Annotated in this window: 20 protein-coding genes; 9 read left to right on the top strand and 11 right to left on the bottom strand. The window is 60.6% G+C overall.

Annotated elements, in window-relative coordinates:
* From AACH73_RS02640 to AACH73_RS02655, 4 genes are all read right to left on the bottom strand, one after another.
* On the bottom strand, nucleotides 1-282 hold the full coding sequence (locus tag AACH73_RS02640) for an ACT domain-containing protein (protein ID WP_272740755.1): 282 nt from the start codon (nucleotides 280-282) through the stop codon (nucleotides 1-3).
* Nucleotides 260-1,948 carry an acetolactate synthase 2 catalytic subunit gene (ilvG, locus tag AACH73_RS02645; RefSeq protein ID WP_338735333.1) on the bottom strand — a complete coding sequence of 563 codons (1,689 nt, stop codon included), beginning with the start codon at nucleotides 1,946-1,948 and terminating at the stop codon, nucleotides 260-262. The genes AACH73_RS02640 and ilvG overlap by 23 nt, the downstream gene beginning before the upstream one ends.
* A gap of 208 nt (nucleotides 1,949-2,156) precedes the next feature.
* Complete coding sequence (ilvC, locus tag AACH73_RS02650; RefSeq protein WP_338735334.1) at nucleotides 2,157-3,158, bottom strand: ketol-acid reductoisomerase; 1,002 nt, start codon at nucleotides 3,156-3,158, stop codon at nucleotides 2,157-2,159.
* Between the two features lie 96 nt (nucleotides 3,159-3,254).
* Nucleotides 3,255-3,797: a dihydroxy-acid dehydratase gene (locus AACH73_RS02655; protein ID WP_272740752.1), complete on the bottom strand. Its 543-nt coding sequence runs from the start codon at nucleotides 3,795-3,797 to the stop codon at nucleotides 3,255-3,257.
* Nucleotides 3,798-4,452: 655 nt separating this feature from the next.
* On the opposite strand from AACH73_RS02655, the gene ilvD reads away from it, so the two are divergent.
* The 5 genes from ilvD (at nucleotide 4,453) to AACH73_RS02680 (ending at nucleotide 9,801) form a co-directional block, all read left to right on the top strand.
* Nucleotides 4,453-6,318: a dihydroxy-acid dehydratase gene (ilvD, locus tag AACH73_RS02660; RefSeq protein WP_338735335.1), complete on the top strand. Its 1,866-nt coding sequence runs from the start codon at nucleotides 4,453-4,455 to the stop codon at nucleotides 6,316-6,318.
* Nucleotides 6,319-6,381: 63 nt separating this feature from the next.
* A complete protein-coding gene (locus AACH73_RS02665) occupies nucleotides 6,382-7,098 on the top strand; it encodes a DUF4197 domain-containing protein (RefSeq protein ID WP_338735336.1) in 717 nt (238 codons plus the stop codon).
* A 154-nt stretch (nucleotides 7,099-7,252) separates the two neighbouring features.
* Nucleotides 7,253-8,743: an SEL1-like repeat protein gene (locus AACH73_RS02670; RefSeq protein WP_338735337.1), complete on the top strand. Its 1,491-nt coding sequence runs from the start codon at nucleotides 7,253-7,255 to the stop codon at nucleotides 8,741-8,743.
* 42 nt (nucleotides 8,744-8,785) lie between these two features.
* On the top strand, nucleotides 8,786-9,178 hold the full coding sequence (locus AACH73_RS02675) for a protein-disulfide reductase DsbD N-terminal domain-containing protein (protein WP_338735338.1): 393 nt from the start codon (nucleotides 8,786-8,788) through the stop codon (nucleotides 9,176-9,178).
* On the top strand, nucleotides 9,175-9,801 hold the full coding sequence (locus AACH73_RS02680; protein WP_338735339.1) for a DsbA family protein: 627 nt from the start codon (nucleotides 9,175-9,177) through the stop codon (nucleotides 9,799-9,801). The genes AACH73_RS02675 and AACH73_RS02680 overlap by 4 nt, the downstream gene beginning before the upstream one ends.
* A gap of 63 nt (nucleotides 9,802-9,864) precedes the next feature.
* On the opposite strand, the gene AACH73_RS02685 is transcribed toward AACH73_RS02680, so the two are convergent.
* A complete protein-coding gene (locus tag AACH73_RS02685) occupies nucleotides 9,865-11,538 on the bottom strand; it encodes a cation acetate symporter (protein WP_338735340.1) in 1,674 nt (557 codons plus the stop codon).
* Nucleotides 11,535-11,849 carry a DUF485 domain-containing protein gene (locus AACH73_RS02690; protein WP_272740745.1) on the bottom strand — a complete coding sequence of 105 codons (315 nt, stop codon included), beginning with the start codon at nucleotides 11,847-11,849 and terminating at the stop codon, nucleotides 11,535-11,537. Before AACH73_RS02690 ends, AACH73_RS02685 begins: the two co-directional genes overlap by 4 nt.
* A gap of 338 nt (nucleotides 11,850-12,187) precedes the next feature.
* Between AACH73_RS02690 and AACH73_RS02695 the strand changes: the two genes are divergently transcribed.
* From AACH73_RS02695 to AACH73_RS02705, 3 genes are all read left to right on the top strand, one after another.
* Nucleotides 12,188-13,075 (top strand): peptidylprolyl isomerase, encoded by an 888-nt coding sequence (locus AACH73_RS02695; protein WP_338735341.1) that lies wholly within the window; start codon nucleotides 12,188-12,190, stop codon nucleotides 13,073-13,075.
* Between the two features lie 60 nt (nucleotides 13,076-13,135).
* On the top strand, nucleotides 13,136-13,939 hold the full coding sequence (locus tag AACH73_RS02700) for a hypothetical protein (RefSeq protein WP_272740743.1): 804 nt from the start codon (nucleotides 13,136-13,138) through the stop codon (nucleotides 13,937-13,939).
* A 66-nt stretch (nucleotides 13,940-14,005) separates the two neighbouring features.
* Complete coding sequence (locus tag AACH73_RS02705) at nucleotides 14,006-14,452, top strand: hypothetical protein (RefSeq protein WP_338735342.1); 447 nt, start codon at nucleotides 14,006-14,008, stop codon at nucleotides 14,450-14,452.
* 14 nt (nucleotides 14,453-14,466) lie between these two features.
* On the opposite strand, the gene AACH73_RS02710 is transcribed toward AACH73_RS02705, so the two are convergent.
* The 5 genes from AACH73_RS02710 to AACH73_RS02730 form a co-directional block, all read right to left on the bottom strand.
* Nucleotides 14,467-15,624, bottom strand: a complete 1,158-nt coding sequence (locus AACH73_RS02710; protein ID WP_338735343.1) for a hypothetical protein — start codon at nucleotides 15,622-15,624, stop codon at nucleotides 14,467-14,469.
* On the bottom strand, nucleotides 15,621-16,769 hold the full coding sequence (locus tag AACH73_RS02715) for a hypothetical protein (RefSeq protein WP_338735344.1): 1,149 nt from the start codon (nucleotides 16,767-16,769) through the stop codon (nucleotides 15,621-15,623). Before AACH73_RS02715 ends, AACH73_RS02710 begins: the two co-directional genes overlap by 4 nt.
* 253 nt (nucleotides 16,770-17,022) lie before the next feature.
* Nucleotides 17,023-17,331, bottom strand: a complete 309-nt coding sequence (locus AACH73_RS02720; RefSeq protein ID WP_272740739.1) for a hypothetical protein — start codon at nucleotides 17,329-17,331, stop codon at nucleotides 17,023-17,025.
* A 130-nt stretch (nucleotides 17,332-17,461) separates the two neighbouring features.
* Nucleotides 17,462-18,280, bottom strand: a complete 819-nt coding sequence (locus tag AACH73_RS02725; protein WP_338735345.1) for an AraC family transcriptional regulator — start codon at nucleotides 18,278-18,280, stop codon at nucleotides 17,462-17,464.
* A 730-nt stretch (nucleotides 18,281-19,010) separates the two neighbouring features.
* Nucleotides 19,011-20,627 (bottom strand): calcium-binding protein, encoded by a 1,617-nt coding sequence (locus AACH73_RS02730; RefSeq protein WP_338735346.1) that lies wholly within the window; start codon nucleotides 20,625-20,627, stop codon nucleotides 19,011-19,013.
* A 499-nt stretch (nucleotides 20,628-21,126) separates the two neighbouring features.
* Here AACH73_RS02730 and AACH73_RS02735 point away from each other — a divergent pair, with 499 nt between their 5' ends.
* Nucleotides 21,127-22,866, top strand: coding sequence for a type I secretion system permease/ATPase (locus tag AACH73_RS02735; protein WP_338735347.1), 1,740 nt, complete (start codon nucleotides 21,127-21,129; stop codon nucleotides 22,864-22,866).
* The last annotated feature ends 1 nt before the right edge of the window (nucleotide 22,867 follow it).

Below are 22,867 nucleotides of genomic sequence, written 5' to 3' on the forward strand. Positions count from 1 at the left end.
TCAGGCGCTCAGTTTTTCGGCGTTAGGCCGGACAGTTTGCGCCCGTTCCGGCGCCTGCTCAAGCCGCTTGATGCCATAGAGGCGGTCGATTTGCAGCCCCAGAATGTCAATATTGCGGCCCGCATCGCGCGGACGCACGCTGACGCTGAGGCCGCGCGTGTCGGGGCCCAGATCGTACAGGTCGATCTCATCAATGTGGAAGCCGCGACGTTCGATCAGGCCCAGCACCCGCAGGAGCGTGCCTTCCAGACGGTCGATCTCAATATGAATCGATTGGCTCATCCCAGCGCTCCTCCATCATTTCCGCGTTCGACGCGCCCGGCGGCACCAGCGGCCAGACGTTTTCGCGCGGGTCGATCAACACATGCAACAGGGTCGGGGCGTCGGCGGCCAGAAGCCGGTCGATGGCACCTTCGACCTCGTGGCGCTGGGTGATGCGGAACGCACTCAGGCCAAACGCCTTGGCGACCTCGACAAAGTCCGGATTGTCGGACAGGTCGATTTCGCTGTAATTTTCTTCGTAGAACAGTTCCTGCCACTGACGCACCAGCCCCAGCGACGAGTTATCGAGCAGGACGATCTTCAGATTGATGCCGTAGCGTCGCAGCGTCGCCATCTCCTGAATATTCATCATGAAGCTGCCGTCGCCGGAGACGGTGACGACGTGGTGGTCGGGCAGGCCCAGCTTCGCCCCCATGCCGGCGGGCAGGCCATAGCCCATCGCGCCGGAGCCGCCGGAGGTCAGGTGGGCGCGGTTCTGCTCAAACTCGCAATGCTGCGCCACCCACATCTGGTGCTGACCCACATCGCAGGCGACGATGAACTTTTTGCCCGCCTTTTCCGACAGGGATTTGAGCAGGGCCGGGGCATAGACGCCCTTGCCCGGCGCATCGTACTTGAAGCGGTGCTGCCACTTGTTGGCCTTGTTAAGCTTCACCCACTCCGAAATGTCGGGCATGGATGGGCGGAGCGCCGGCAGGGCCAGTTTCAGGTCGCCCAGAATGGCGACATCGGCGCGGCGGTTCTTGTGGAACTCGGCCGGGTCGATGTCGAAGTGGATGACCTTGGCGTGCGGGGCAAAGGCCGACAGCTTGCCCGTGGCGCGGTCATCGAAACGCGCCCCGACGGCGATCAGCAGGTCGGTTTCTTGCACGGCCATATTCCCGGCGCGGGTCCCGTGCATCCCCAGCATCCCCAGATGCAGGTCGTGATAGGTCGAAACCGTCCCCAGCCCCTTCAGGGTCGAAACGAACGGTATGCCGGTGCGCTCGACAAAGTCGCGCATCTCGGCATCGGCATCGGCCATGTGCACGCCACCGCCGATGTACAGCAGCGGCTTTTTGGCCTGTTCGATCAGGGCTTTCGCAGCCTCAATGGCGTCGGCGTTCGGCGAAGCAGGCGTCCAGGCGGGCAGTTCGCCCATTTCAGAGGCTTCGACAAAGCTGGCCGCGACGTCCTTCGGAATATCGACGAGCACCGGGCCAGGGCGGCCTTCCTTGGCGATGGCAAAGGCGCGGGCGAGGATGGCCGGGATTTGCGCGGCGTCGCGCACCAGCCACGAGTGTTTGACGACCGGCAGGGTCAGGCCCAGAAAGTCCACTTCCTGAAAGCCATCGGTGCCCATCAGGTGCGTGGCGACCTGACCGGTGATGAAGACGACGGGGACCGAGTCCATATAGGCATTGGCGATGCCGGTGATCAGATTGGTCGCGCCGGGCCCGGAGGTGGCCATGCACACGCCGACGCGGCCCGTGGCGCGCGCATAGGCGTCGGCGGCGAACGATGCCCCCTGTTCGTGGCGCACCAGAATGTGACGCAGGCCCGATCCGGCCAGCGCGTCATAGATCGGCATGATGGCGCCGCCCGGATAACCGAACAGCACGTCTACGCCCAGCGCCTTCAGCGTTGAGATGACGAGTTGCGCGCCGGTCGGTTTATTGGTGGGCATTGTAAATTACTCGGTGTTTGGGTGCGGATGATCCGCCAATTCTTGTGGTTTTGGCCTGAAAGCCACCCCACCACCGCTCGCTGTGCTCACGGTCCCCGTCCCCGCCAGCGGGGAGGTATAAGAAATCGCTCTCTTTATACCTCCCTGCACTTTAGTGCGGGGAGGGGGACCGCGCCCAAAGGGCGGGGTGGTGGGGTGTCTTACTTTTTTAGCCGTTACCCTTTTGGTTCAGCCACGACATGCGCGAACGCAGGTCACGACCGACGGTTTCGATCGGATGCTCAAGGTCCTGACGCATCAGGGCGTTGTAGCGCGGGCGACCGGCCATGTTTTCGAGGATCCAGTCGCGCGCGAAGTCACCCGACTGAATGTCGTTGAGCACTTCTTCCATGCGCTCACGGGTTTCTTCGTTGATGATGCGCGGGCCCGAGACGAGGTCGCCGTACTTGCAGGTTTCCGACACGAAGGAGTGCATCTTTTCGAGGCCGCCTTCATACAGCAGATCGACGATCAGCTTCAGTTCGTGCAGCACTTCGAAATAGGCGATTTCCGGACGGTAACCGGCATTGGTCAGGGTCTCAAAGCCCATCAGGATCAGTTCCGACGTACCGCCGCACAGAACGGCCTGTTCGCCGAACAGGTCGGTTTCGGTTTCTTCGCGGAACGAGGTTTCGATCACGCCGCCGACGGTGCCGCCGATGCCGCGGGCATAGCCCAGCGCCTTGCGCGCCGCCTGACCGGTGACGTCACGATCCACGGCGAACAGTGACGGCACGCCGCGGCCGCGTTGATATTCACGACGCACCAGATCGCCCGGACCCTTCGGCGCGACCAGGATAACGTCGAGGTCTTCACGGGCGGTGACGCGGCCATAGAGAACCGAGAAGCCGTGGGCGAAGAGGAGCGCCGCGCCCTTGGGGGCGTAGGGCTCGATGTCGTTCTTGTAGATGTCGGCGTGCGACATGTCGGGCGTCAGAAGCGCGATGATTGTGGCGTCCTTCACGGCGTCCTTGAGTTCCGCCGTGGTGAGGCCGTCGGCCGTCGCCTTGGTGTGACCCGCACCGCCAGCGCGCACGCCGACGATCACATCAGCGCCCGACTCTTTCAGGTTCTGGGCGTGGGCGCGGCCTTGCGAACCGTAGCCGATAATGGCGATGCGTTCGCCCTTCAGGCTGTCCGGCGAAACGTCGTCATTGGTATAGATTTTCACTTGGGAGGCTCCATTGAGTGCCGGCTTTGCCGGTCGCTTTGAAAGGAAAAAGGAAAGGGTGATCAGGCCTGAGCGGCGTCGGCCTCGGCCAACATTTTAAGTGGGTCTGGCCTCGGCATCTGCCTCGGCCATCAGGGCAGCGTACTTGCCCATCGGGGCAAAGCCGTTCTTGACCTTTGCGCCGCGCGGCCCATCCGCCCGGCGCGCCACCATGTCGGCGTCGATGTCGAGGCGGCGGTTTTTGATGTCGATGGTGATGGTGTCGAAATTCTGGACGTAGCGGATCGCCTTGCCGACGTGGCCGATGACGATACCTTCCGAAGCCGCCGCAAAACGCCCGTTGGAGATCAGGCTGATGTCGCGCAGACCGGCCTCGGCGATGGCCCCGAAGATGGCCGTCATTTCCGCTTCGTCCGCCGCAGCGATGACGATGGCCTCACCGTGGGCGACGCGGCCCTGCTGAATGGCGGCGATGGCGTCGGATTCCATGGCAAAGACGCGGGTGCGGGCTTCGTGCGGGTCGCGCTCAAAACCGCCACCGGTCATCACGCAGCCTTCCGGCGACAGCGAGCCGTGCAGAATCACGAAGTTCGAGGCGGGTAAGGCGGCCGGGTCGATGATGCGAGCGTGAGCGTTCATGGCGAAATCTCGGTTTTCAGGGTTTTACGCGGGATACTGAGGTTGGTCAGGCAGCAGGCATGTACAAAAAAGCCCGCTCTGGTCAGGGAGCGGGAGGATGGTTATTCCTCGTCAGGCGGGTTTCAGACCTGCGCTACCACTCCGTAATCATAGGACGTACAAGTACGCCTACGATGAGTAGGTTAATCAGGACTACGATAATGGCGGACGCAGCAGCGGACAAGTTCAGGGCAGCGCCTTGAACGTCCATGCGGGCAGCGATGGCAATAGCCTTGCGCACCTTGAGCGTCTCCATTCGGCGGGCCACCATGGCCGCGTCGTGAGATCATATAGACTGAAACCTTTACCGATTGCAAAGGCAAAATTGAAAAAAAATTTCTTCAGGGGGCGAATGGTGGAATTTATCAGGTGAAACTTAATAAAAAAGCGCCATATTTTGAAAATATTTTTTTAGTATACGGTTTCTCTGAAAAAATTACCCCACAACCGCCGGGCTTTGCGCAACAGTTTCGCAGGAGCAAAAAAATGCCCGATGCGTCTGCGAAGGTTTGCGGGCGGCTGAGGTGCTGTTGCAATTCGCCTTGTTCGTTTTATATGGCCGCACGTCACAGTCTATCCTGTGACCATTCTCCCCAGCCTTCCCCCTGAGGTTCCCATGCCCGCCTATCGCTCACGCACCACGACTTTCGGCCGCAATATGGCGGGCGCACGGGCGCTATGGCGGGCGACCGGCATGACCGATGCCGACTTCTCCAAGCCGATCATCGCCGTGGTCAATTCCTTCACGCAGTTCGTGCCCGGCCACGTCCACCTGAAGGACCTGGGCCAGATGGTGGCGCGCGAAATCGAAAAGGCCGGGGGCGTCGCCAAGGAGTTCAACACCATCGCCGTTGATGACGGCATCGCCATGGGCCACGGCGGGATGCTCTATTCGCTGCCGTCGCGCGACCTGATCGCCGACAGCGTCGAATATATGGTCAATGCCCACTGCGCCGATGCCATGGTCTGCATCAGTAACTGCGATAAGATCACGCCGGGGATGCTGATGGCCGCCATGCGCCTCAACATTCCCTGCATCTTCGTGTCCGGCGGGCCGATGGAAGCCGGTAAGGTGGTGTGGCCGGACAAGGACGGCGTGCAGCGCACCCACGCGCTCGATCTGGTCGATGCCATGGTGCAGGCCGCCGACGATTCGATCTCCGATGAGCAGGTCAAGGCCGTCGAAGAGGCCGCCTGCCCGACTTGCGGCTCCTGTTCCGGCATGTTCACCGCCAATTCGATGAATTGCCTGACCGAGGCGCTGGGGCTGTCTTTGCCGGGGAACGGCACGACTCTGGCCACCCATGCGGATCGCAAGGCCCTGTTCTGTGAAGCCGGGCGTCTGATCGTCGAGAATACCCGCCGTTATTACGAAAAGGACGACGCCTCGGTCCTGCCGCGCTCGATCGCGACTTTTGAGGCCTTTGAAAACGCCATTCGCCTCGACATCGCCATGGGCGGTTCGACCAATACCGTGCTGCACCTGCTGGCAGCGGCGCAGGAGGCGGGCGTCAACTTTACCATGCAGGATATCGACCGCCTGTCGCGCACCACGCCGTGTCTGTGCAAGGTGGCTCCGGCGACCTCCAGCGTGCATATCGAAGACGTGCACCGCGCCGGAGGCATTGTCGGCATTCTGGGCGAACTGCACCGCGGCGGCATGTTGCACGGCGAAGTGCCGACCGTGCACGCCCCGACCCTCGCTTCGGCGATCGCCCACTGGGACATCAAGCAATCGAACGATGAGCGCGTGGCCACCTTCTTCAAGGCGGCTCCGGGCGGCGTGCGCACGACGGTCGCCTTCTCTCAGGCGCGCCGCTGGGACGAGCTGGACTCAAACCGTCAGACGGGTGTCATCCGCTCGATCGAGCACGCCTTTACCAAGGATGGCGGTCTGGCCGTGCTGTACGGCAATATCGCCGAAAACGGCTGCATCGTGAAGACGGCCGGTGTTGATGAGGAAATCTGGCGCTTTACGGGCAAGGCCCGTGTGTTTGAATCGCAGGAAGACGCCACGCACGGCATCCTCAACAATCAGGTGCAGCCCGGCGAAGTGGTCATCATCCGCTACGAAGGGCCGCGCGGCGGGCCGGGGATGCAGGAAATGCTCTACCCCACCTCCTACCTGAAATCGAAGGGGCTGGGCAAAAAGTGCGCGCTGCTGACCGACGGGCGTTTCTCCGGCGGCACGTCGGGCCTGTCTATTGGCCACGCCTCGCCCGAAGCGGCGCAGGGCGGTCTGATCGCGCTGGTCGAAGACGGCGATACCATCGAAATCAACATCCCGGAACGCACGATTAAGCTGGCGGTTTCCGATGCGGTTATCGCTGAGCGTCGCGCCAAGGAAGAGGCGCGTGGCGCCGACGCCTATACGCCGAAAAACCGCGAGCGCTACGTCTCTGCGGCGCTTCAGGCCTATGCCGCCATGGTCACCAGCGCCGATACTGGCGCGGTGCGCGATGTGAGTTTGCTGCGGAAGTAGCTTTTTCATTCCCAATTCATCTGCGCCATCGTATCGTTAATCGAAGCCATGGGGAGCACGCGGATGGACCGGCGTTTTGTGATAGCGGCACTGATTTCGGCAGGGTGGACCACGCACGCTGCCGCCGAAAGCGACCTGTCGAAGGTGATCAAGGCCGTAAAGGCATCCAAAGGCGGGCTCACCTCGTCGCAGGCCGACAGTGGCCTGCGCGAGGCCCTGTCGCTGGGGGCTGCCGCCGCAGTGACGCGGGTGGCGAGGACCGACGGCTACTGGGGCGACAGCCTGATCCGCATCCCGCTTCCCGACACCCTGTTGAAGGTGCAAAGGACGCTGAAACCGCTGGGCCTGTCCGGGGCGCTCGACGATGTGCACCTGAAGATGAACCGTGCCGCCGAAGCCGCCGCTCCGGTCGCCAAGGCGCTGTTTATCGACGCCATCAAGGCCATGACCATTCAGGACGCCATCGGTATCGTGAAGGGCGGGCCGACCTCCGGCACGCAGTACCTGCAAAAGGCGACGACGCCGCGCCTGACCAACCTGTTCACACCACCGATTGAAATCGCCTTGCAGGAGACGGGGGCGGTGCAGGCGCTGGATCGCGCCATCAAGCGCAACGGGCTTAACGGCTACATCAGGAAAGAGCCCAAGGTTTACCTCAGTGAATTTGCGGTGGGTAAGGCTCTGGGAGGCCTGTTCCACTATGTCGGGACCGAAGAGACAGCGATCCGCACCGATCCGGCCAAACGCACCAGCGTCCTTCTGAGGACTGTGTTCGGTTAGGCGCGGGCGTCCCCTTTCTCTGCCATTTACGATTGAACTTGACGTAATCTGCGCGAAGTTCATTATTGCGCGCAGGATTTGCGCGGCTGTGCCGTATCAATCATCACGATCAAAGGCCGCAAAGGCCGGTAACAGGGAAAGAGGGGGGAAGACGATGCGTCAGGGCATTGCGAAATTTCACGCCGGTATTTGCGCGCTTGTGATCGTAGCGACCCCTCTCAGCGTCTGGGCGCAAACGACACCCAAGCCCGCCGAACCGAAGGCTGCGGCCCCCGCTTCCCCTGCCCCGGCGGATGAGGTGACCGACGTCACCGTCTTTCTCAAAAGAAAGAGCAGTATTCCTGAGCAGAATATGCGCATTGATACGCGCACGGCCTCTTCGTGCGGCTTTATCGGCAGCGACGGCAGTTCGGACTATATTGCCGACTATATTCGTGAAACGACCGGTACCTATGATCTGAACGACCCTAATAATTTCAGCGAGAACAGCCCTCTGGGCGATGCGTCGCGCGAAGGGGGCGGAACGGATTTCTTTGATCGTCAGGATCGCAGTACGGATGAGACGGGTTCTGGTGCCAGCGATGGCTGTACCGATACCGACCGCCGCTTTGCTGCCGGCCGCGCCACCATTCTGCGCCGTGACAAGACCATCTATCAGGCCTTCGACTTCTTCGATCAGAAGAAGTACCCCGAGGCGCTGGCCATGTTCAAAACCGCCTATAATAAGATCGGTTACGAGGACGCGGCCTTCTATATCGCCCGGATGTACCTCGAAGGGCTAGGCACGCCCAAAAGCCCCAAGGACGCCATTTTCTGGTTACGCAAGGTCGCCGAACAGCCGGTAAACATGCGCAGGCCGCATCCGTTTGACCCCAAAAATCCGGATTATATGGAGACGCGGGCCGAAGCGACCTTGACGCTGGCCAAGATTTACCTGACCGGCTTCGGCGTGCCGCGCGATCCGAAAGAGGCGCTGAAATGGTTCGAAAAGGCCGCCTCTATCGGCTTCGTCCCGGCCTCAAAGATCGTCGGCGACATCTATTATTACGGCAATGGCGTGCCGAAGGACCTGAACAAGGCCTATAAGAACTATAGCGAAGCCGCCAAATACGGCTATGCCCCGGCGCAATACGCCGTGGGGCAGATTCTCGAATACGGCGAAGGCAGTATCAAGGCCGATCCCAATACGGCGCTGGGCTGGTTCCGCGAAGCGGCCAAGGCCAAGCATCCGGGCGCTATGTACAAGATCGCCGTCGCTTACGACAGCGGCGAAGGCGTCGCGGCGGACCCGAAAAAGGCGCTGATCTTCTATAAGGAGGCGGCGATCGGCGGCAATGCGGATGCGCAGAACGCCATCGGCACCTACTTCTATCAGGGCGGCCTCTTGCCCAAGGACGATGTGGCGGCGCGTCAGTGGTTCGAAGTCGCTGCGCGTAATGGACAGGCGGACGCGGCCTTTAATCTGGCCGTGATGTACACCAAGGGGGAGGGCGGTCCGAAGGATCTGGTCAAGGCCTATGTGTGGTTTATGGCCGCGCGCGTGCATGGGCATGAAAACGCCACAACGGCGCTCAAGTCGATCCAGTCTCAGATGACCGATGCCGAGAAGGCCGAGGTGGCAAAGCTGTTTGCACCCAAGAGCTAGTTTTTGCCGTCGGCGGCTGATAGAGACAGGGACATGCGCGCCATGTCCCTTTTTCTGTGCCTGCCGCTGGTGCTGACCTCTGCGTCGGCGCGGGAAGCCCCCTTGCCACCGGACAAGGCCTTTGCGCTTAGCTGGCAACGGCAGGGCGATCAGGTGCGGCTGAACTGGCGGATGCCGAAGGGTTATTATCTCTACCGCGCCCATATCGAAGCGAAGGACGCCAGCGGGCGTCCGCTGAGCGTCAAGACCCCGGCAGGTCAGATCAAGCCTGACCCCACCTTCGGGCCGACCGAGGTCTATTACGGTACGGCGCGCGCCTCGCTCCGCCATGCCGGGCCGGTTCGGCTCACCTATCGCGGCTGTCAGGAAGACGGCCTGTGCTATATTCCTGTCACTGTACTTATTCCCGCTGCTCCGGAGCGTCCGCGCCCATGATCTCCCGCCGTCATCTTCTTGCCGCCGTTCCGGCGCTTGTGGCCGCGCCTGCTCTGGCGCAAGAGACTCCGCCCGCACCCAAACTGCCTGAGGTGCATTATGATCCGCTGGCCCCGGTGCTGGGCAATCCGCAGGGCGATGTGACCATCGTCGAATATTTCGATTATCAGTGCGGCGTGTGCAAGCGGATGCACCCCTTGCTGCTCGACGTGGTGGCCAGAGACGGCCAGATCCGTCTGGTCATGCGCGACTGGATCATCTTCGGCGAAGGCTCGCATTATGCGGCGCAGGTGGCGCTGGGGGCGCAGGCGCTGGGGCGGTATCTCGACGTGCATCTGGCCCTCATGGCGACCGGCAGTCAGTTGACCAAGGGCGACGTCTTTGCCGCCTTGTCTGCGACCAGCCTGACGCCGGCCGCGGCGCTGGCGGCTTATCGCCAAAAGGCGGAGGCCTATGAGGCGCTTTTGCTACGCAATGATGCGCAGGCCATGGGCTTTGGCTTCAACGGGACGCCGTCCTTTGTGGTCGGCAATGCCGTCTATCCGGGGGCGTTTCAGAGCCGCGAGGACATCCTTCAGGCGGTAGCCGAAGCCCGTGCCCGTCAGACGCCAAACGCGGTATAAAGAAAAGGCCGCTCCGGGGTGGGAGCGGCCAGTCTGTGCACAAACGCTTACTCGAACATTGGTTTAATGATCCACCGCTCCCGAAGCCCCAAGCCCCGTCTGTGAGCGGACAAACTGGGCAAAGAACTTCTCGCGCTCGGCCCTGGCCTTGGCTGAGGTGTCCGTCACCGAGAACAGCCAGATACCCACAAAGGCGGCGATCATGGCGAACAGGGCCGGATACTTATACGGGAATATGGCGGCCGGATGGTGCAGCACATCGACCCACACGGTGGGGCTCAGGACAGTGAGGGTAAGGGCCGTGATCAGACCCATGGCCCCGCCGATGACCGCGCCGCGCGTGCTCAGCTTCGACCAGTACATGCTGAGGAACAGGATGGGGAAGTTGGTCGCCGCCGCCACCGAGAAGGCCAGCCCCACCATGAAGGCGATATTCTGCTTTTCGAACACGATGCCGAGCACGATGGCCACGATACCGAGCGCAATGACCGCGCCTTTCGAGACCGCCATCTGCGCCTTTTCATTGACGTTGCCGCCGCGCAGGACGTGGGTATAGAGGTCGAGCGCCACGGCGGAGGCCCCGGCCAGAGCCAGACCGGCCACGACGGCCAGAATGGTGGCAAAGGCGACGGCTGAGATAAAGCCGAGGAAGAAGTCGCCGCCCACGGCCTTGGCGAGGTGCACCGCCGCCATGTTCGACCCGCCCAGAAGCTCACCCGCCGCGTCCTTGAAGGCCGGGTTGGTGCCGACCAGCAGGATGGCCCCGAAACCGATGACGAAGGTCAGGATGTAGAAATAGCCGATGAAACCGGTGGCGTAGAAGACCGACTTGCGCGCCTCCTTGGCGTCACCGACGGTGAAGAAGCGCATCAGGATGTGCGGCAGACCGGCGGTCCCGAACATCAGGGCCAGACCCAGAGAAATGGCGGAGATCGGATCGCTGATCAGTACGCCGGGGGCCATGATGGCATCGCCCTTCGGGTGCACCTCGACGGCCTTTTCAAACAGGGCAGAGAAGTCGAAATTGACCGATTTCAGCACCATCACGGCCATGAAGGTGGCGCCGGACAACAGAAGGACGGCCTTGATGATCTGCACCCAGGTGGTGGCCAGCATCCCGCCGAACAGCACATAGAGCACCATCAGCACGCCCACCAGCACCACGGCGATCAGGTAGTCGAGCCCGAACAGAAGCTGGATCAGCTTACCCGCGCCGACCATCTGCGCGATCAGGTAGAAGGCCACGACCGTCAGCGAGGACAGGGCCGACAGGAAGCGGATCGGCTTTTGCCCCAGACGGTAGGAGGCCACGTCCGAGAAGGTAAACTTGCCCAGATTGCGCAGCCGTTCGGCCATCAGGAACAGGATGATGGGCCAGCCGACAAGGAAGCCGATCGAATAGATCAGGCCGTCAAAGCCGGAGGTAAAGACCTGCGCCGAAATGCCCAGAAACGAAGCGGCGGACATATAGTCACCCGCAATGGCCAGACCGTTCTGAAAGCCGGTGATCTTGCCGCCGGCGGTGTAATAATCCTTGGTCGAGGCCGAGCGCGCCGAAGCCCATTTGGTGATGCCCAGCGTCAGGATGATGAAGGCCAGGAACATGCCGATGGCGATATAGTTGGTGGGCTGCTTGTGCACCTCGCCATTGACGGAGTCGGCCAGAACCATGGCCGGGACCGCGCTGATCAGGGCCGCTCCGAACAGGGCGCGCCAGCTGAATGAAAAGCCCTTCATTGCCCCGCCTCCTCAAGAATCTGGCGCACTTCGCGGTCGAATTCGCCATTGGCGCGCTGCACATAGATGCCGGTGAGGATGAAGCACAGCAGGATCAGGCCGATGCCGCCCGGAATGCCCCAGGTGAGGACCGCGTCGGGCTGGATGCGTGTGCCCAACAGCTTCGGGTCAAAGGCGATCAGGCAGACAAAGCCGTAATAGGCCAGCAGCATGATGGCCGACAGCGTCCAGGCAAAGCGCCCGCGCTTTTTGACCAGAGCCTGAAATCTGGGGTTGTCGTAGATACGACGATAGACCTCGTCGGAACTCATTTCGGGTTGTCCTTCCTGTTGTTTTGGCCTGTTTTTTGGGCCTGTTTTTGACCTTCAGCCGCTTGTTCGTCTTCCTTATGGCGCGGAAGATCATAGGGGGAGGGTAAAACAGCCCCGCCCCGGCGGCTATTCGACTTTAGTCGTCGCAAAATGCAACAGCCAATCGCGTGATTTTTCCACTTGCGGTCAGCCGGGGGCGGGATAAGGTTTCTGCTGTTATTAGAGCGGGATGATTTTGAATGGAAGCATCATCCCGCTCTAAATTTTTGTTTTGCCGCGATATTTTTGTCGAAAACCGCTCACACTTTTCGATATATCGCTCTAAAGGGGACGCACGCATGACCATTCGCACACTGAGCCTGGCCGTTTTTCTGGCTGTCGTCGCCACGCAAGCGTCAGCGCAGGACAAGCCCGTCACGCCGTCCTCGGTGCTGGAGGCGGCGCCTGCGACCGCGTGGAAGGACATTGCGGCGGAGGACCTGATGGTCATGACTCTGGCCGACGGATCGAAGGTGGTGGTGCAACTGGCCTCGACCTTTTCGCCGCAGCACGTGGCCAATGTCCGTGCCTTTGCCCGCGCCCGGTGGTGGGACGGATCGGCCATTATCCGCTCGCAGGACAATTATGTGACGCAATGGGGCTGGCCCGATGAGCCGGAGCCGAAATACCCGGACGCGGTGAAGGCCGAGCCACCTGCCGAATATGAACAGCCCCTGTCAAAGGCCTTCCGTCCGCTGCCGTATCGTGACGCCTATGCGGTTCAGGTCGGGCATGTGGACGGCTGGCCCGTGGCGACGGACGGTCAGGCGCAGTGGTTGCCGCATTGCTACGGCATGGTCGGTGTGGCGCGTGGCCTCAATCCGGATACGGGCTCCTCATCGCAGCTTTACGCGATTATCGGTCACGCACCGCGCCATCTTGATCGCAATCTGGCCATGGCCGGGCGTGTGGTGTCGGGCATGGACGCCCTGAGCGCCCGTCCGCGCGGGACCGAGGCCCTGGGTTTCTACAAGACCGAGGCGGAGCGCACAAAGATCGTGTCCGTGCGCATCACCGCTGATCTTCCGCCCACGGAGCGTCCGGCTTTTCAGTATCTCGATACGCAAAGCCCGACCTTTGCCGCCTGGGTAAAGGCCCGCGCCAACCGCAAGGATGATTTTTTCGCCGTTTCGGCCGGAGCGGTGGATATTTGCAACGCTTTGCCGCCCATTCGCCAAAAACCGTAAAAAAGGACTTTTGCGAAGGCCCCTCCCGTGCCAACACTAAAAAGGTTAACGGGTGGGTAGATGGGACTTTTCCGGAAAATCATCGGCGCGGTGCTGAGTCTGATTCTGCTGGTCAGTCAGCTCTATGTGCTGGGCGGGACGCTGGACCAGCGTGACCGCGCCGAGCGCCTGTCGCGTGAACTGGCGCGACTGGAGCCGGAGGTGGGGCAGTCCAAGGATTTTGTGGCCCTGATGCAGACCCGTGACACGCCCGCCGTGCGCGCCCAGATCAACAGCGACTATATCGACGCCAATTTCGACCTGATCATGGAGCGTGTCTATCTGTACCTGCCGCAGGAAGCGCCGCGCAATATCCAGCCCGTCGGCTATATGGTGCGTGAAATGAGCGGCAAGCGCTTCGTCTTCGTCGCCCTGGAATACGAGTTTTCCGACCGCTGGATCATCGCCACCATCACCGTCGAACCCGCATCGGGCAAGGCCGCGGTGGCCGGGTTCAATATCAACACCTATCGCGCGTCACTGTTTGAGCGCACGCAGTTTCGCCTGAGCGGGCAGAGTATCGAACACTATGTCCTTCTGGGGCTGGCCGTGATCAATCTCATCTTCTGTGCGGTGACGCTGTTTATCTGTATCGCCGCCCCGCGCGTGCGCTGGCGTTTCGCGTGGATCGTCCTGATCCTTCTGGGTGTCGGGCTGATGAGTTTCAACTGGCTGGAAGGGCGTATGGCGCTGGACCTGTTCCAGGCCAACCTGCCGCCGTCGCGTTTCAGCCTGGGCCTCTATCAGCCACTGATCATCCTTTTGTCCATCCCGCTGGGAGCCATCCTGTTCTGGATGAATTTCCGCAAGCTGACGCGGGCCTGACCCGGACTCCCGGTGTTTTTGGGGCCGCCGCCGCAAAGGCGGCCTGAGGGCGGCTCGGAGGGTGAGTTGCTGCTCGCTGAACAACCGCGTCTGACACTCCAGCTCGCTGGCCAGCAGGCGGCCTTCCTCGTGACTTTCGCAGCGGATCTGGCAATCCAGAAGCACGGTTATGGCCGCCACATGCGCTTCGAGCAGGGGCATCGCCTCGGCGAGGTCGCTCTCCTCTCTCAGCAGGGCGCAGGCCGAACTGGCCACGCGGCTGATCAGCGGATAGCCGCAGGTCGTCCCCATCCCTTTCAGGTCGCCGCAGCTTTTGAGAAGTGTGCGCCGGCTGTCCGAGCCGGGGGTTTGCCGCGCCGCCCTGACGGCCCTTTGCAGCCGCGTCACCTCATCGGCCAGCCACAGGGGAAATTCGCCGGACAGGGTTTGCAGGGCGTCTTCCATCTTTTGCAGCAGCGCGCCGTCCAGAGGCGTATCCCCCAGCTTGGCCTGCAAATCATTGGGTATCTGTAGGATATGTGCGGGTTTCAACGCGAGATTCCTTCCGGCTTTTGAGGGGGCGTATTTACGTCAATGAAAACGGACCTCAGACTGTCCTCGAAATCCATCAGGACTTCGGCGAAATCGAGGAGCGACATCCGCCGACCGCCCAGCGTGCCGAAGTGGTAGGCCCAGAACGAGTTGATATGGCTGAGGACGCCCACGCGCTCGCCCAGCTCATAAAACATCTGCGGTCCTTTCAGCAGGAAGGTGCGGAACGGATTGGGGTCGCGGCGTTCGGTCAGGGCCGCGAAGGCCTCGTCATAGCGCGACAGCATCAGACCAACGGCTTCGAATACGGCCGATACGTCATGGGCGACGCGCGGCCGGGCCTTTTCGATATATTCCAGCATCGCCGGGTCACGAAAGCCGATGGTGCGGTAGGTCAGCATTTCGTTCAGCACCTTTTTCAGGTCGTCGCGCAGCCGAAGATATTGCCATTTGAAGTACAGAAAGCCGCGCCACGAAAAGAGACCTTCGGCAAAATCCTTGGCGTTCAGACGCAAGGTGGTGCGAAACGGGTCCAGTTCGGAATCCACCTTGTCCGACAGGATTTTGGTGACAAATCGTGACGATGCCGCCGCCTGATTTTCGTCAAGAGCAATGCGCACCAGCTTTGAAAACTCATCGCTGGCGAAGGCGGTCATCGAGGCAATGTCGCTGGTCGAAATGCGGAAATAGGCGCTCGACGGATGGATGCCGTTGCGCGCCAGACATTCGCGCAGGATGAAGGGGTCGAGAGAGGGCAGGGTGTCGATAAGCTGAAGGATGTTGAGGTCGTCCGCATACTGATGACGCGCCTCCTTACCCAGAACGTCCTCCATGGCCTGTTTATAGCCGTACTCGTTGATGAAGATGGCCCCGCCTCCCAGTCGCAGATCGCGCGAGTCGAACGGCAGGATGATCTTGGTGGCGACGCTGGCGGGCTTGAGGAACAGTTCGCGCTCATTGGGTCGTAAGGCGTGCTTGATGATGATGGACTTGTTGAGTTCGGCGCTTTTGAAAAAGGGCTGGGTCGTCTTCGCCTCTTCGGCGGAGGCGTTCAGCTTCACATGGCACAGGTTGAGGATGCGACTGGTCGAACCCGAGTCGCTTATATTGGCCAGACTGCGAAATTCGCGGTTTTTGACCTTGGGACGGCTCATTCCTTTATCCCGTCGATGATGGCCAGACTGTCTTCGAAGTCCATCAGCACTTCGGCATAGTCCATCGCGTCCATACGACCCTGTCCGGGGCTCAGGCGATAGGCCCAGAAGGAACCGATATGGCCGATGACGCCGCAACATTCGCCCAGTTCGTAGAACAATCGGGGGCCATTGAGCAGGAAGTCGCGGAACAGGGCCGGTTCGCCGCGTTCCACCAGCCCCCTATAGGCGCGGTCATAGACGGACAGGGCGCGCCCGATGGCGGTCATGACGCTGGTAATCTTGTGCACCAGTGCCGGGCGCACCGACTTAAGATAGGCCGCCGTATCCGGGTCGATCAGTCGGCGCGGCTGATAGCTGGACAGGCCCTCAAACACGCCCTGCATTTCGGCCTTCATCTGGAGATAGCGCCATTTGAAATAGAGGAAGCCGCGCCACGAAAAAATGCCTTCGGAAAACTCATGATCCGACAGCATGAGCGTCTGCTGCAGGTCGGAAAGTTCGGTATCCAGCGCGTTCGACAGGATACGCGTCGTCAGCTTCAAGGAGGCTGCCGAATTGGCGCTGCCGAAGGCCATCGAGACCAGCCGTTCGATCTCGCTATTGGCGAAGCCCAGCATTTTCTGAACGTCCGCCGGTGAGATGCGCAGATAGCAGGCGGCCGGGCGGTAGCCGTGTCGCGAAAGCAATTCCCGCAGCAGGAACGGATCGAGCGTCGGAATGGTGTCCAGCAGCATCAGCAGTTCGATATCCGGATGGGCGTCGGCCAGCGAACAGCCCTGCAGGAAATCTTTACAGAAGGCCTCAAACCCCATCTCACCCACAAAGATGGAACTGCCCCCCAGCTTCAGATTGCTGCCGTCGAAAGGCAGGACCAGCTTTGTGGCGGTCCGGCGCGGCTGCTGAAAATGACCCAGCTCGTGATTGCGCAGGGTGTGTTTGATCAGGATGCACTTGTTGAGCCGCGGGTCGCGGAAAAAGGGGCGGGTGGCGTAGTCCGGATCGTCGCGCGAGGTCCGGGCTATCTCCGACAGGTTGAGAACGCGGCTGGTCGTGGCGGTGTCGCCCAGACTGGCGAGACTGCGCAGATCGCGCCCCGCCTTGGCCGGGGGGCGTTTGGGCTCCATAAGCTGAGATGGCGGCATGTCGTGTCCTTGTGGCGGTCCGTCGCTGGGCGGACGCAACGTCCCCCAGCCTCAGATGTGTGTCGTGAGGTTGCGCGATATTGAGAGGGCGGCCGTTGATGGTGGGCCGCGTGGGATGCGTTACTCAGAAAAGGTACGGATCGGGGCGTTTCAGCGCGTTTCAGAACGCGCTGCCCCTGTTGTGCTCAAGCCGCCGTTGACGCGGTGGCCAGGGTGGCTCAGCCAGCCTCCGGCAAGAGCCATACTTAAGGCATTAGACGGCAGCAGAGGCCGCTGTGGCATCGCCCTGCGATTGCCGGAGCTGTCGTGTGGCTTCTTCGGACAGGACGATGGTGTCGGTGGTGAGCGGTGTCGCCGGACGCGTTTCGGCCAGAGCGTTTGTGAATTGCAGCAGACTAAGCGCGCTCAGGGCCTTGGCCTTGGTATCCACCGATACCGTTCCCGTGGCATCGCTGACCAGGGAGGTCAGTACCTGACGGCGATCTTTCAGGTCTGCCGGACTGACCGTCTGTGCGTAGGGGCTGGCAGGAATCGTGCCCATACCCGCAGGAATAGCAAACATTGGTTCGCTCCTCGCAGTTTCATGATATTTTTGAGCACAACCTATATGTGCAGGGGAATGGTTAAGTTCGGCTTAACATCATCTCCATCGTGGGGGCATCTGTTGAAACCGAAGGGTTTTGCACAGTCGGTTATTGCTTGTGGGCGCGCAGTGTTTCTCTGGGGGTTTCTCCAAATCGCGCCGTATAGTCTTTGAGAAACCGGTGTCGGCTGGAATATCCACATTCCGCCGCCAGGGCCGATATGGTGCCGCGAAAGCCGCCGGAGGTGAGGACCGCGCGGATGGCTTCGAGGCGGACCTTTTTGACGAAGGCAGAGGGGGTGGTCTTCAGGCTCTGGTCAAAACCGCGCTCCAGCTTGCGCAGGCTGACGGCGCAGTGTTCGGCCAGTTGGCGGATCGTGATGGCGTCGCGGTAATGATGCAGAACGTAATCGCAGGCCTTGCGGACATAGGGCGGGACGCCATCGGCCTCCGACAGGCGGACGTGGCGGCGCGTGACATTGGGCACAAGGTCGAACACAAGTTCGCCCATGGCCGTGATCAGGGCGTGCCGCGTTTCTTCGGACAGGACGGAAAACACTGCGTCCGAATCCAGCCCGGACAGCGTGGTGGCCAGAGCCGGTATCAGAGCGAATCCCGGCAGGCTCTGTTCGAAAACCTGACGGAAATCGGTGCGCAGGCGGTCGAAGCGCCCGGTGCGGCGCGCAATAATGCGACGCACGCACTTATGGCTGAGGCGCAGCGAGACGGAACGGGCCACGCCGTCACCCGCGATGAAGCTCTGACGAATCTGCTCGCGCTGCTGATACATGATGGCCTGACCTTGGCCAATTTCGACCGTCTGGTCGGCAAAGGTGTGGCTCTGACGCCCCTCCAGCGGAAAGCTCATCACGATGTCGTCGCTGGGTGTCGCTGAGGTGTAGGACCAGTCCGCCGAACACTCCACCATCCACAACTTTAAATAGATGTGATCTTTAAGGTGGCGAGACTCAACACAGGAGAGATTCAGTCCCCAGTTTACTGGTTGGGTAGTGTCGCGTTGTTGCGCCGATATAGCGCAATGACGCTGCATAAGTTGCGCGAGATCATCAAACCCGTCCCCTGTAATTCTCCACTCCCCTTGCGGTAAAGCGCTAGTATTTGACATCAGCCCACTCCTAAGCGACGGTTAATCGCATTTTCATTTTATCGTAAGAGGCGAATTTGCCGCGGAGGCGTCAATCGCCCTTCATTTGTTCCAATTGCGACATTCGCGTTTTTGATCGGCGTCCCCGTGGTCTGGCTTTGGGCTTCACTAGCGGTAACTTCTGCACGGCTTCGGCACAAAAATCGCCCATTTTCCCATATCAAACAATGTTATCGCCAGAATTGTGCGCAGCACAAAGAATCAGCGAGTGGTCAGGTATTCATCCGCAAGCCTGACGAGCGGCACGGGGTTTGGCGTCGTGTGAGGCGGCAGGAAGCGATCAACCGGCAGGCGAAAGCGGCAAACTGAACCGAGCTTGGTACATTTGCGTCATTTCCGGATTTGCGGAGGTGACAATCCGCCGCGCCGCGCTATCTCTGAGGACGGTTCCTCAACGATAGAGCGTAATATCTGCCGTTGAGAGGGCGAAGTGACGGCGTTTGAGCACACGGCCACTTCGCCTTTTCCGCTTCTTCACCTTCAGGCGACCTCATCAGACGAAGCTGAAGTAGTCCTGATAGTTGAAGCTGCCATCGGTCAGGTCGGCATAGATGGCTTCGCCGTGCTGGATTTGAATCTCCCACTGACCGCCTGCGGCTGCACCGTTATTGTCGCCCTTGATCGAAAGCGTGTCGCCGACACCGTCATTATTGGTGTCGATCAGGGCGGCGTGGTCCTTGAACCAGGTGCTGACGAACTGCTGGCGAAGCTGGGCGTTCTGCAGGTTCCATTCGGGGATGAAGTCCGCAAAACGGATCATGTCCTGCCCCTTGGTGAAGTCGGTGATCACCTTGGTGCCTTCGTCCACATTGAAAGCGGCTGTGCCCTTGGTCCAGTCCACCGTCACCTTGCCGCCCATGACGAAGACGTCCTTGCCGTCGCCGCCGCTGAGCGTGTCGTTGCCGACCCCGGCATAGAGGTAGTCATTGCCCGCGCCGCCACTGAGCGTGTCGTTGCCGTTACCGCCCCAGAGCTGATCATTGCCTTCGCCGCCATTGAGGATGTCATTGCCGTTTTCGCCGTAAAGGTAGTCATTGCCTTTACCGCCGTTCAGCGTGTCATGCCCTTCGCCGCCGAAGAGGTTATCGCTCATCTTGGTGCCTTCGAGCGTGTCATTGCCGCCGAAGCCGTAGAGCTTCACGCCCTTGTCGCCAAAGTCGTAACCGCTCATCACATTGTCGGCGGCATCGCCGTGCACGACCTTAAGGCTTTCACGCAGGAAGTCGCTGGCCTTCAGATCGGACAGGTTGTCGAGCTTGATTTCCATGCCCGTATCCGCCGCATTGCTCAGGTTCTGCACCTTGATGATCACCTGACCGGCCCCGTTGATCGTGGACACACTGAGGTCGAACTTCAGCGCATCCCCGCCCAGCGAGGTGAATTCACCCGTCAGGGCCGAACCGTTGCTGGCCTTGATCTCAAAGCCCGGCAGGTTCATCTCATAGAGATATTTGCCGTTATCCCCGACCAGCGCGTCCGCCGCCGTCAGTACCTTGGACACGTCCGCATCGGACAGGCGCTCGAACAGGGTGCGCAGGTCCAGCTTGTCCGTGCCGCTGGTGAAGTCGGTAATCACGTCCTTGCCGAACTCGGCCCCCAGATTGAGCGACTTGTTGGCGTTGTTGAGCCAGTATTCGAAGCGGTCGCTGCCTGCACCGCCGGTCAATATGTCATTGCCCGACCCGCCACTCAGCATATCGGCCCCGGCACCCCCATCCAGACGGTCATTGCCGGTACCGCCCCACAGGAGGTCATTACCCGCGCCGCCGTCCAGCACGTCATTACCGCTGTCGCCGTAGAGGTAATCATTGCCCTCTCCGCCGAACAGCCAGTCCTGATCATTGCCGCCATAAAGGATATCATTGCCTTCGCCGCCGACCAGGATGTCATCGCCATTCTCACCATAGAGAATGTCGTCGCCAGCCCCGCCATTGACAAGGTCATTGCCGTTGCCGGCCCAGACCCGGTCGTTACCCGCTCCGGCATCAATCGTATCGGCCCCGGCGCTGCCGCGGATGAAATCATCATTCGTGGCGTCCGGTGCACTGCCCACCAGTGTCACGGTCGAGCCGGACACGGTAGATACATTTACATTAAGCTGTATGGACATTGTGAAACTCCATTTCAATGGATTCACGCCAGTATTGGCGCGCCTGATTTTGTGCAAATTGCGCGCCTTACCTGTAAATTGGTGTAATCGTGATATTTATTCACCGTTTTGTTGATTTTATATAATTAACAAAATGATAAATTTCTCCATTTTGAATTTGCACTCGAAATAATTAGCGTGAAATTCAACTTTTTTGTTTAAATCAAAAATTATATTTGCGTTATATTAAAAATGTTATTTGCGAAATTTTGAAAATAAATCTCTATTTGAAACAAAATTACAATTATACATAACCCAAATTAAGACATTATTATTTTATTAGTATTTATAATTATTTTAAATTAACATATAATAAATTGTTAAAATTCACAACTCTATGAATTTAGGTAATATTTTTCTATTGCATCAGGCAGCTTATCGGCGAAATTTACTAAAGGCAGCGCGCTGATTTACGCATGAATATTGCTGGGGTGTCCGGGAATCTTCTTTGGAGCCCCGGATGATCGACCCTGTAACACCCCGTCCTGCATCTGACGCCCTGTCGCGCCCGTCGGAAGACGCGCAAAGCCTGTCTCTGAAGGTCGCAACGCAGCGGCTCCGGCGGCCGTTGATACTGGCAGGTCTGTTCAGCGGCCTCCTCAGTCTTCTGATGTTTTCCGGCGCGCTTTTTATGATTCAGGTTTATGACCGCGTCCTGCCCGCGCACAGCCTGCCGACGCTTCAGGCCCTGATGGTCATGATGGGGCTGGTGTACGGTCTGATGGCGCTGCTCGATGCGGTGCGCTCGCGCCTGTTCCTCCATATGGGGCAGTATCTGTACAACCGGCTGGCAGACGCGGTGTTCCGGGCGCATATCGGTGCGGCTCTTGACGGGAGACCGCAGGTCGGGGCTCAGCTTCTGCGCGATCTGGAGCAACTGCGGAGCTTTTTCAGCGGATCGGGTCCGGTCGTTGGTCTGGACCTGCCGTGGGCGCCCCTGTTTCTGATCCTCCTGTTTGTCCTTCACCCGCTGCTGGGAGTGGTCTGCGCGGCCGGTATGGTCCTGCTGGCCAGCCTGACATTGCTGGCCAACCGGGCCACCGCCGCGCATCAGCGCGAAATCACGCGTTTCGCGGCCCAGGCCCAAAGCCTGAGCGATGCCTGCCGCCACAGCGCAGGCACTCTTGTGCCGCTGGGCATGGTGCCCCAGCTTCAGCGCCACTGGCGCACACTTGGCGGCTTTGCGGGCGATCATCTGTTTCAGCAGGGGGCCACCGCCGGTCTGTATGCGGCCCTGTCACGGGCCTGCCGGCTGGGCCTGCAATCCGTCGTTCTGGCCGCCGGTGCCTATCTGGTCATCACGGACAAGGCCAGCGGCGGGGTCATGATGGCCGCCTCTATTCTTCTCGGTCGCGCCCTCAGTCCTATCGAACAGGCTATCGGCCTGTGGAAGCCGGCCGTGGCCACGCGCGAAGCCTGCCAGCGTCTGCAAGAGGCCCTGAGCGAGGTCAGCGACACGCCGGGCGTGCGCTTGCCCCTGCCCAGCCGTCATCTGCGGGTTGAGAAGGTGCAGGCCGTCACTCCGGAGGGGCGGCCCTTTCTCGACCTCAGCGGTTTCAGTCTTGAGGCGGGCGAGATGCTGGCGGTGGTCGGCCCCAGCGGTGCCGGTAAGTCGAGCCTGATGAAGGCGCTCGTGGGGGCCTTGCCCGGCAGTACCGGCGAGGTGCGGTTTGACGATTCCACCCTGTCGCAATGGTCGCCCGCCGATCGCGCCCGCATCATCGGCTACCTGCCGCAGGAGGTCGAGCTGCTGCCCGGCAGCCTCGCCGAAAACATTGCGCGCTTCAATCCGGACGCAACGTCCGACGCCATTCTAAAGGCCGCCGAAGCCGCCGGACTGGGGCCGTGGATACGCGGCCTGCCTCAGGGTTTCGATACCCGACTCGGCCCCGGTGAAACCGTCCTCTCCGGCGGTCAGAAGCAGCGTATCGCCCTGGCCCGGGCCCTCTATGGCGACCCCTTCGTCCTTATCCTCGATGAGCCCAATGCCGCACTGGATGCGCATGGCGAAGGAGCCCTGCTGACGGCGCTTAAACGCCACTGTGCGCGTGGCGGCATCGCCATCGTCTCCGTCCACCGTCAGGCCCTGATCCAGTGCGCGCACAAGATACTGGTCCTCACCGCCGGTAAGGTGGCCCGACTGGGCGCGCCCGCCGATATTTTCCGACCACACGGCCTTGTGGCCGTCAATCAGGGCTGAG

Source organism: Asticcacaulis sp. DW145, from assembly GCF_037101385.1.
GTDB lineage: Bacteria > Pseudomonadota > Alphaproteobacteria > Caulobacterales > Caulobacteraceae > Asticcacaulis > Asticcacaulis currens.

Excerpts from the sequence above, each read along its gene's own strand:
- AACH73_RS02655 (WP_272740752.1), bottom strand. The coding sequence starts at position 3,797 with ATGAACGCTCACGCTCGCATCATCGACCCGGCCGCCTTACCCGCCTCG.
- AACH73_RS02680 (WP_338735339.1), top strand. The coding sequence starts at position 9,175 with ATGATCTCCCGCCGTCATCTTCTTGCCGCCGTTCCGGCGCTTGTGGCC.
- AACH73_RS02675 (WP_338735338.1), top strand. The coding sequence starts at position 8,786 with ATGTCCCTTTTTCTGTGCCTGCCGCTGGTGCTGACCTCTGCGTCGGCG.
- AACH73_RS02665 (WP_338735336.1), top strand. The coding sequence starts at position 6,382 with ATGGACCGGCGTTTTGTGATAGCGGCACTGATTTCGGCAGGGTGGACC.
- AACH73_RS02640 (WP_272740755.1), bottom strand. The coding sequence starts at position 282 with ATGAGCCAATCGATTCATATTGAGATCGACCGTCTGGAAGGCACGCTC.
- AACH73_RS02715 (WP_338735344.1), bottom strand. The coding sequence starts at position 16,769 with ATGCCGCCATCTCAGCTTATGGAGCCCAAACGCCCCCCGGCCAAGGCG.
- AACH73_RS02735 (WP_338735347.1), top strand. The coding sequence starts at position 21,127 with ATGATCGACCCTGTAACACCCCGTCCTGCATCTGACGCCCTGTCGCGC.
- AACH73_RS02695 (WP_338735341.1), top strand. The coding sequence starts at position 12,188 with ATGACCATTCGCACACTGAGCCTGGCCGTTTTTCTGGCTGTCGTCGCC.
- AACH73_RS02690 (WP_272740745.1), bottom strand. The coding sequence starts at position 11,849 with ATGAGTTCCGACGAGGTCTATCGTCGTATCTACGACAACCCCAGATTT.
- ilvG (WP_338735333.1), bottom strand. The coding sequence starts at position 1,948 with ATGCCCACCAATAAACCGACCGGCGCGCAACTCGTCATCTCAACGCTG.
- ilvD (WP_338735335.1), top strand. The coding sequence starts at position 4,453 with ATGCCCGCCTATCGCTCACGCACCACGACTTTCGGCCGCAATATGGCG.
- AACH73_RS02685 (WP_338735340.1), bottom strand. The coding sequence starts at position 11,538 with ATGAAGGGCTTTTCATTCAGCTGGCGCGCCCTGTTCGGAGCGGCCCTG.
- AACH73_RS02700 (WP_272740743.1), top strand. The coding sequence starts at position 13,136 with ATGGGACTTTTCCGGAAAATCATCGGCGCGGTGCTGAGTCTGATTCTG.
- AACH73_RS02710 (WP_338735343.1), bottom strand. The coding sequence starts at position 15,624 with ATGAGCCGTCCCAAGGTCAAAAACCGCGAATTTCGCAGTCTGGCCAAT.
- AACH73_RS02730 (WP_338735346.1), bottom strand. The coding sequence starts at position 20,627 with ATGTCCATACAGCTTAATGTAAATGTATCTACCGTGTCCGGCTCGACC.
- AACH73_RS02670 (WP_338735337.1), top strand. The coding sequence starts at position 7,253 with ATGCGTCAGGGCATTGCGAAATTTCACGCCGGTATTTGCGCGCTTGTG.
- AACH73_RS02725 (WP_338735345.1), bottom strand. The coding sequence starts at position 18,280 with ATGGTGGAGTGTTCGGCGGACTGGTCCTACACCTCAGCGACACCCAGC.
- AACH73_RS02720 (WP_272740739.1), bottom strand. The coding sequence starts at position 17,331 with ATGTTTGCTATTCCTGCGGGTATGGGCACGATTCCTGCCAGCCCCTAC.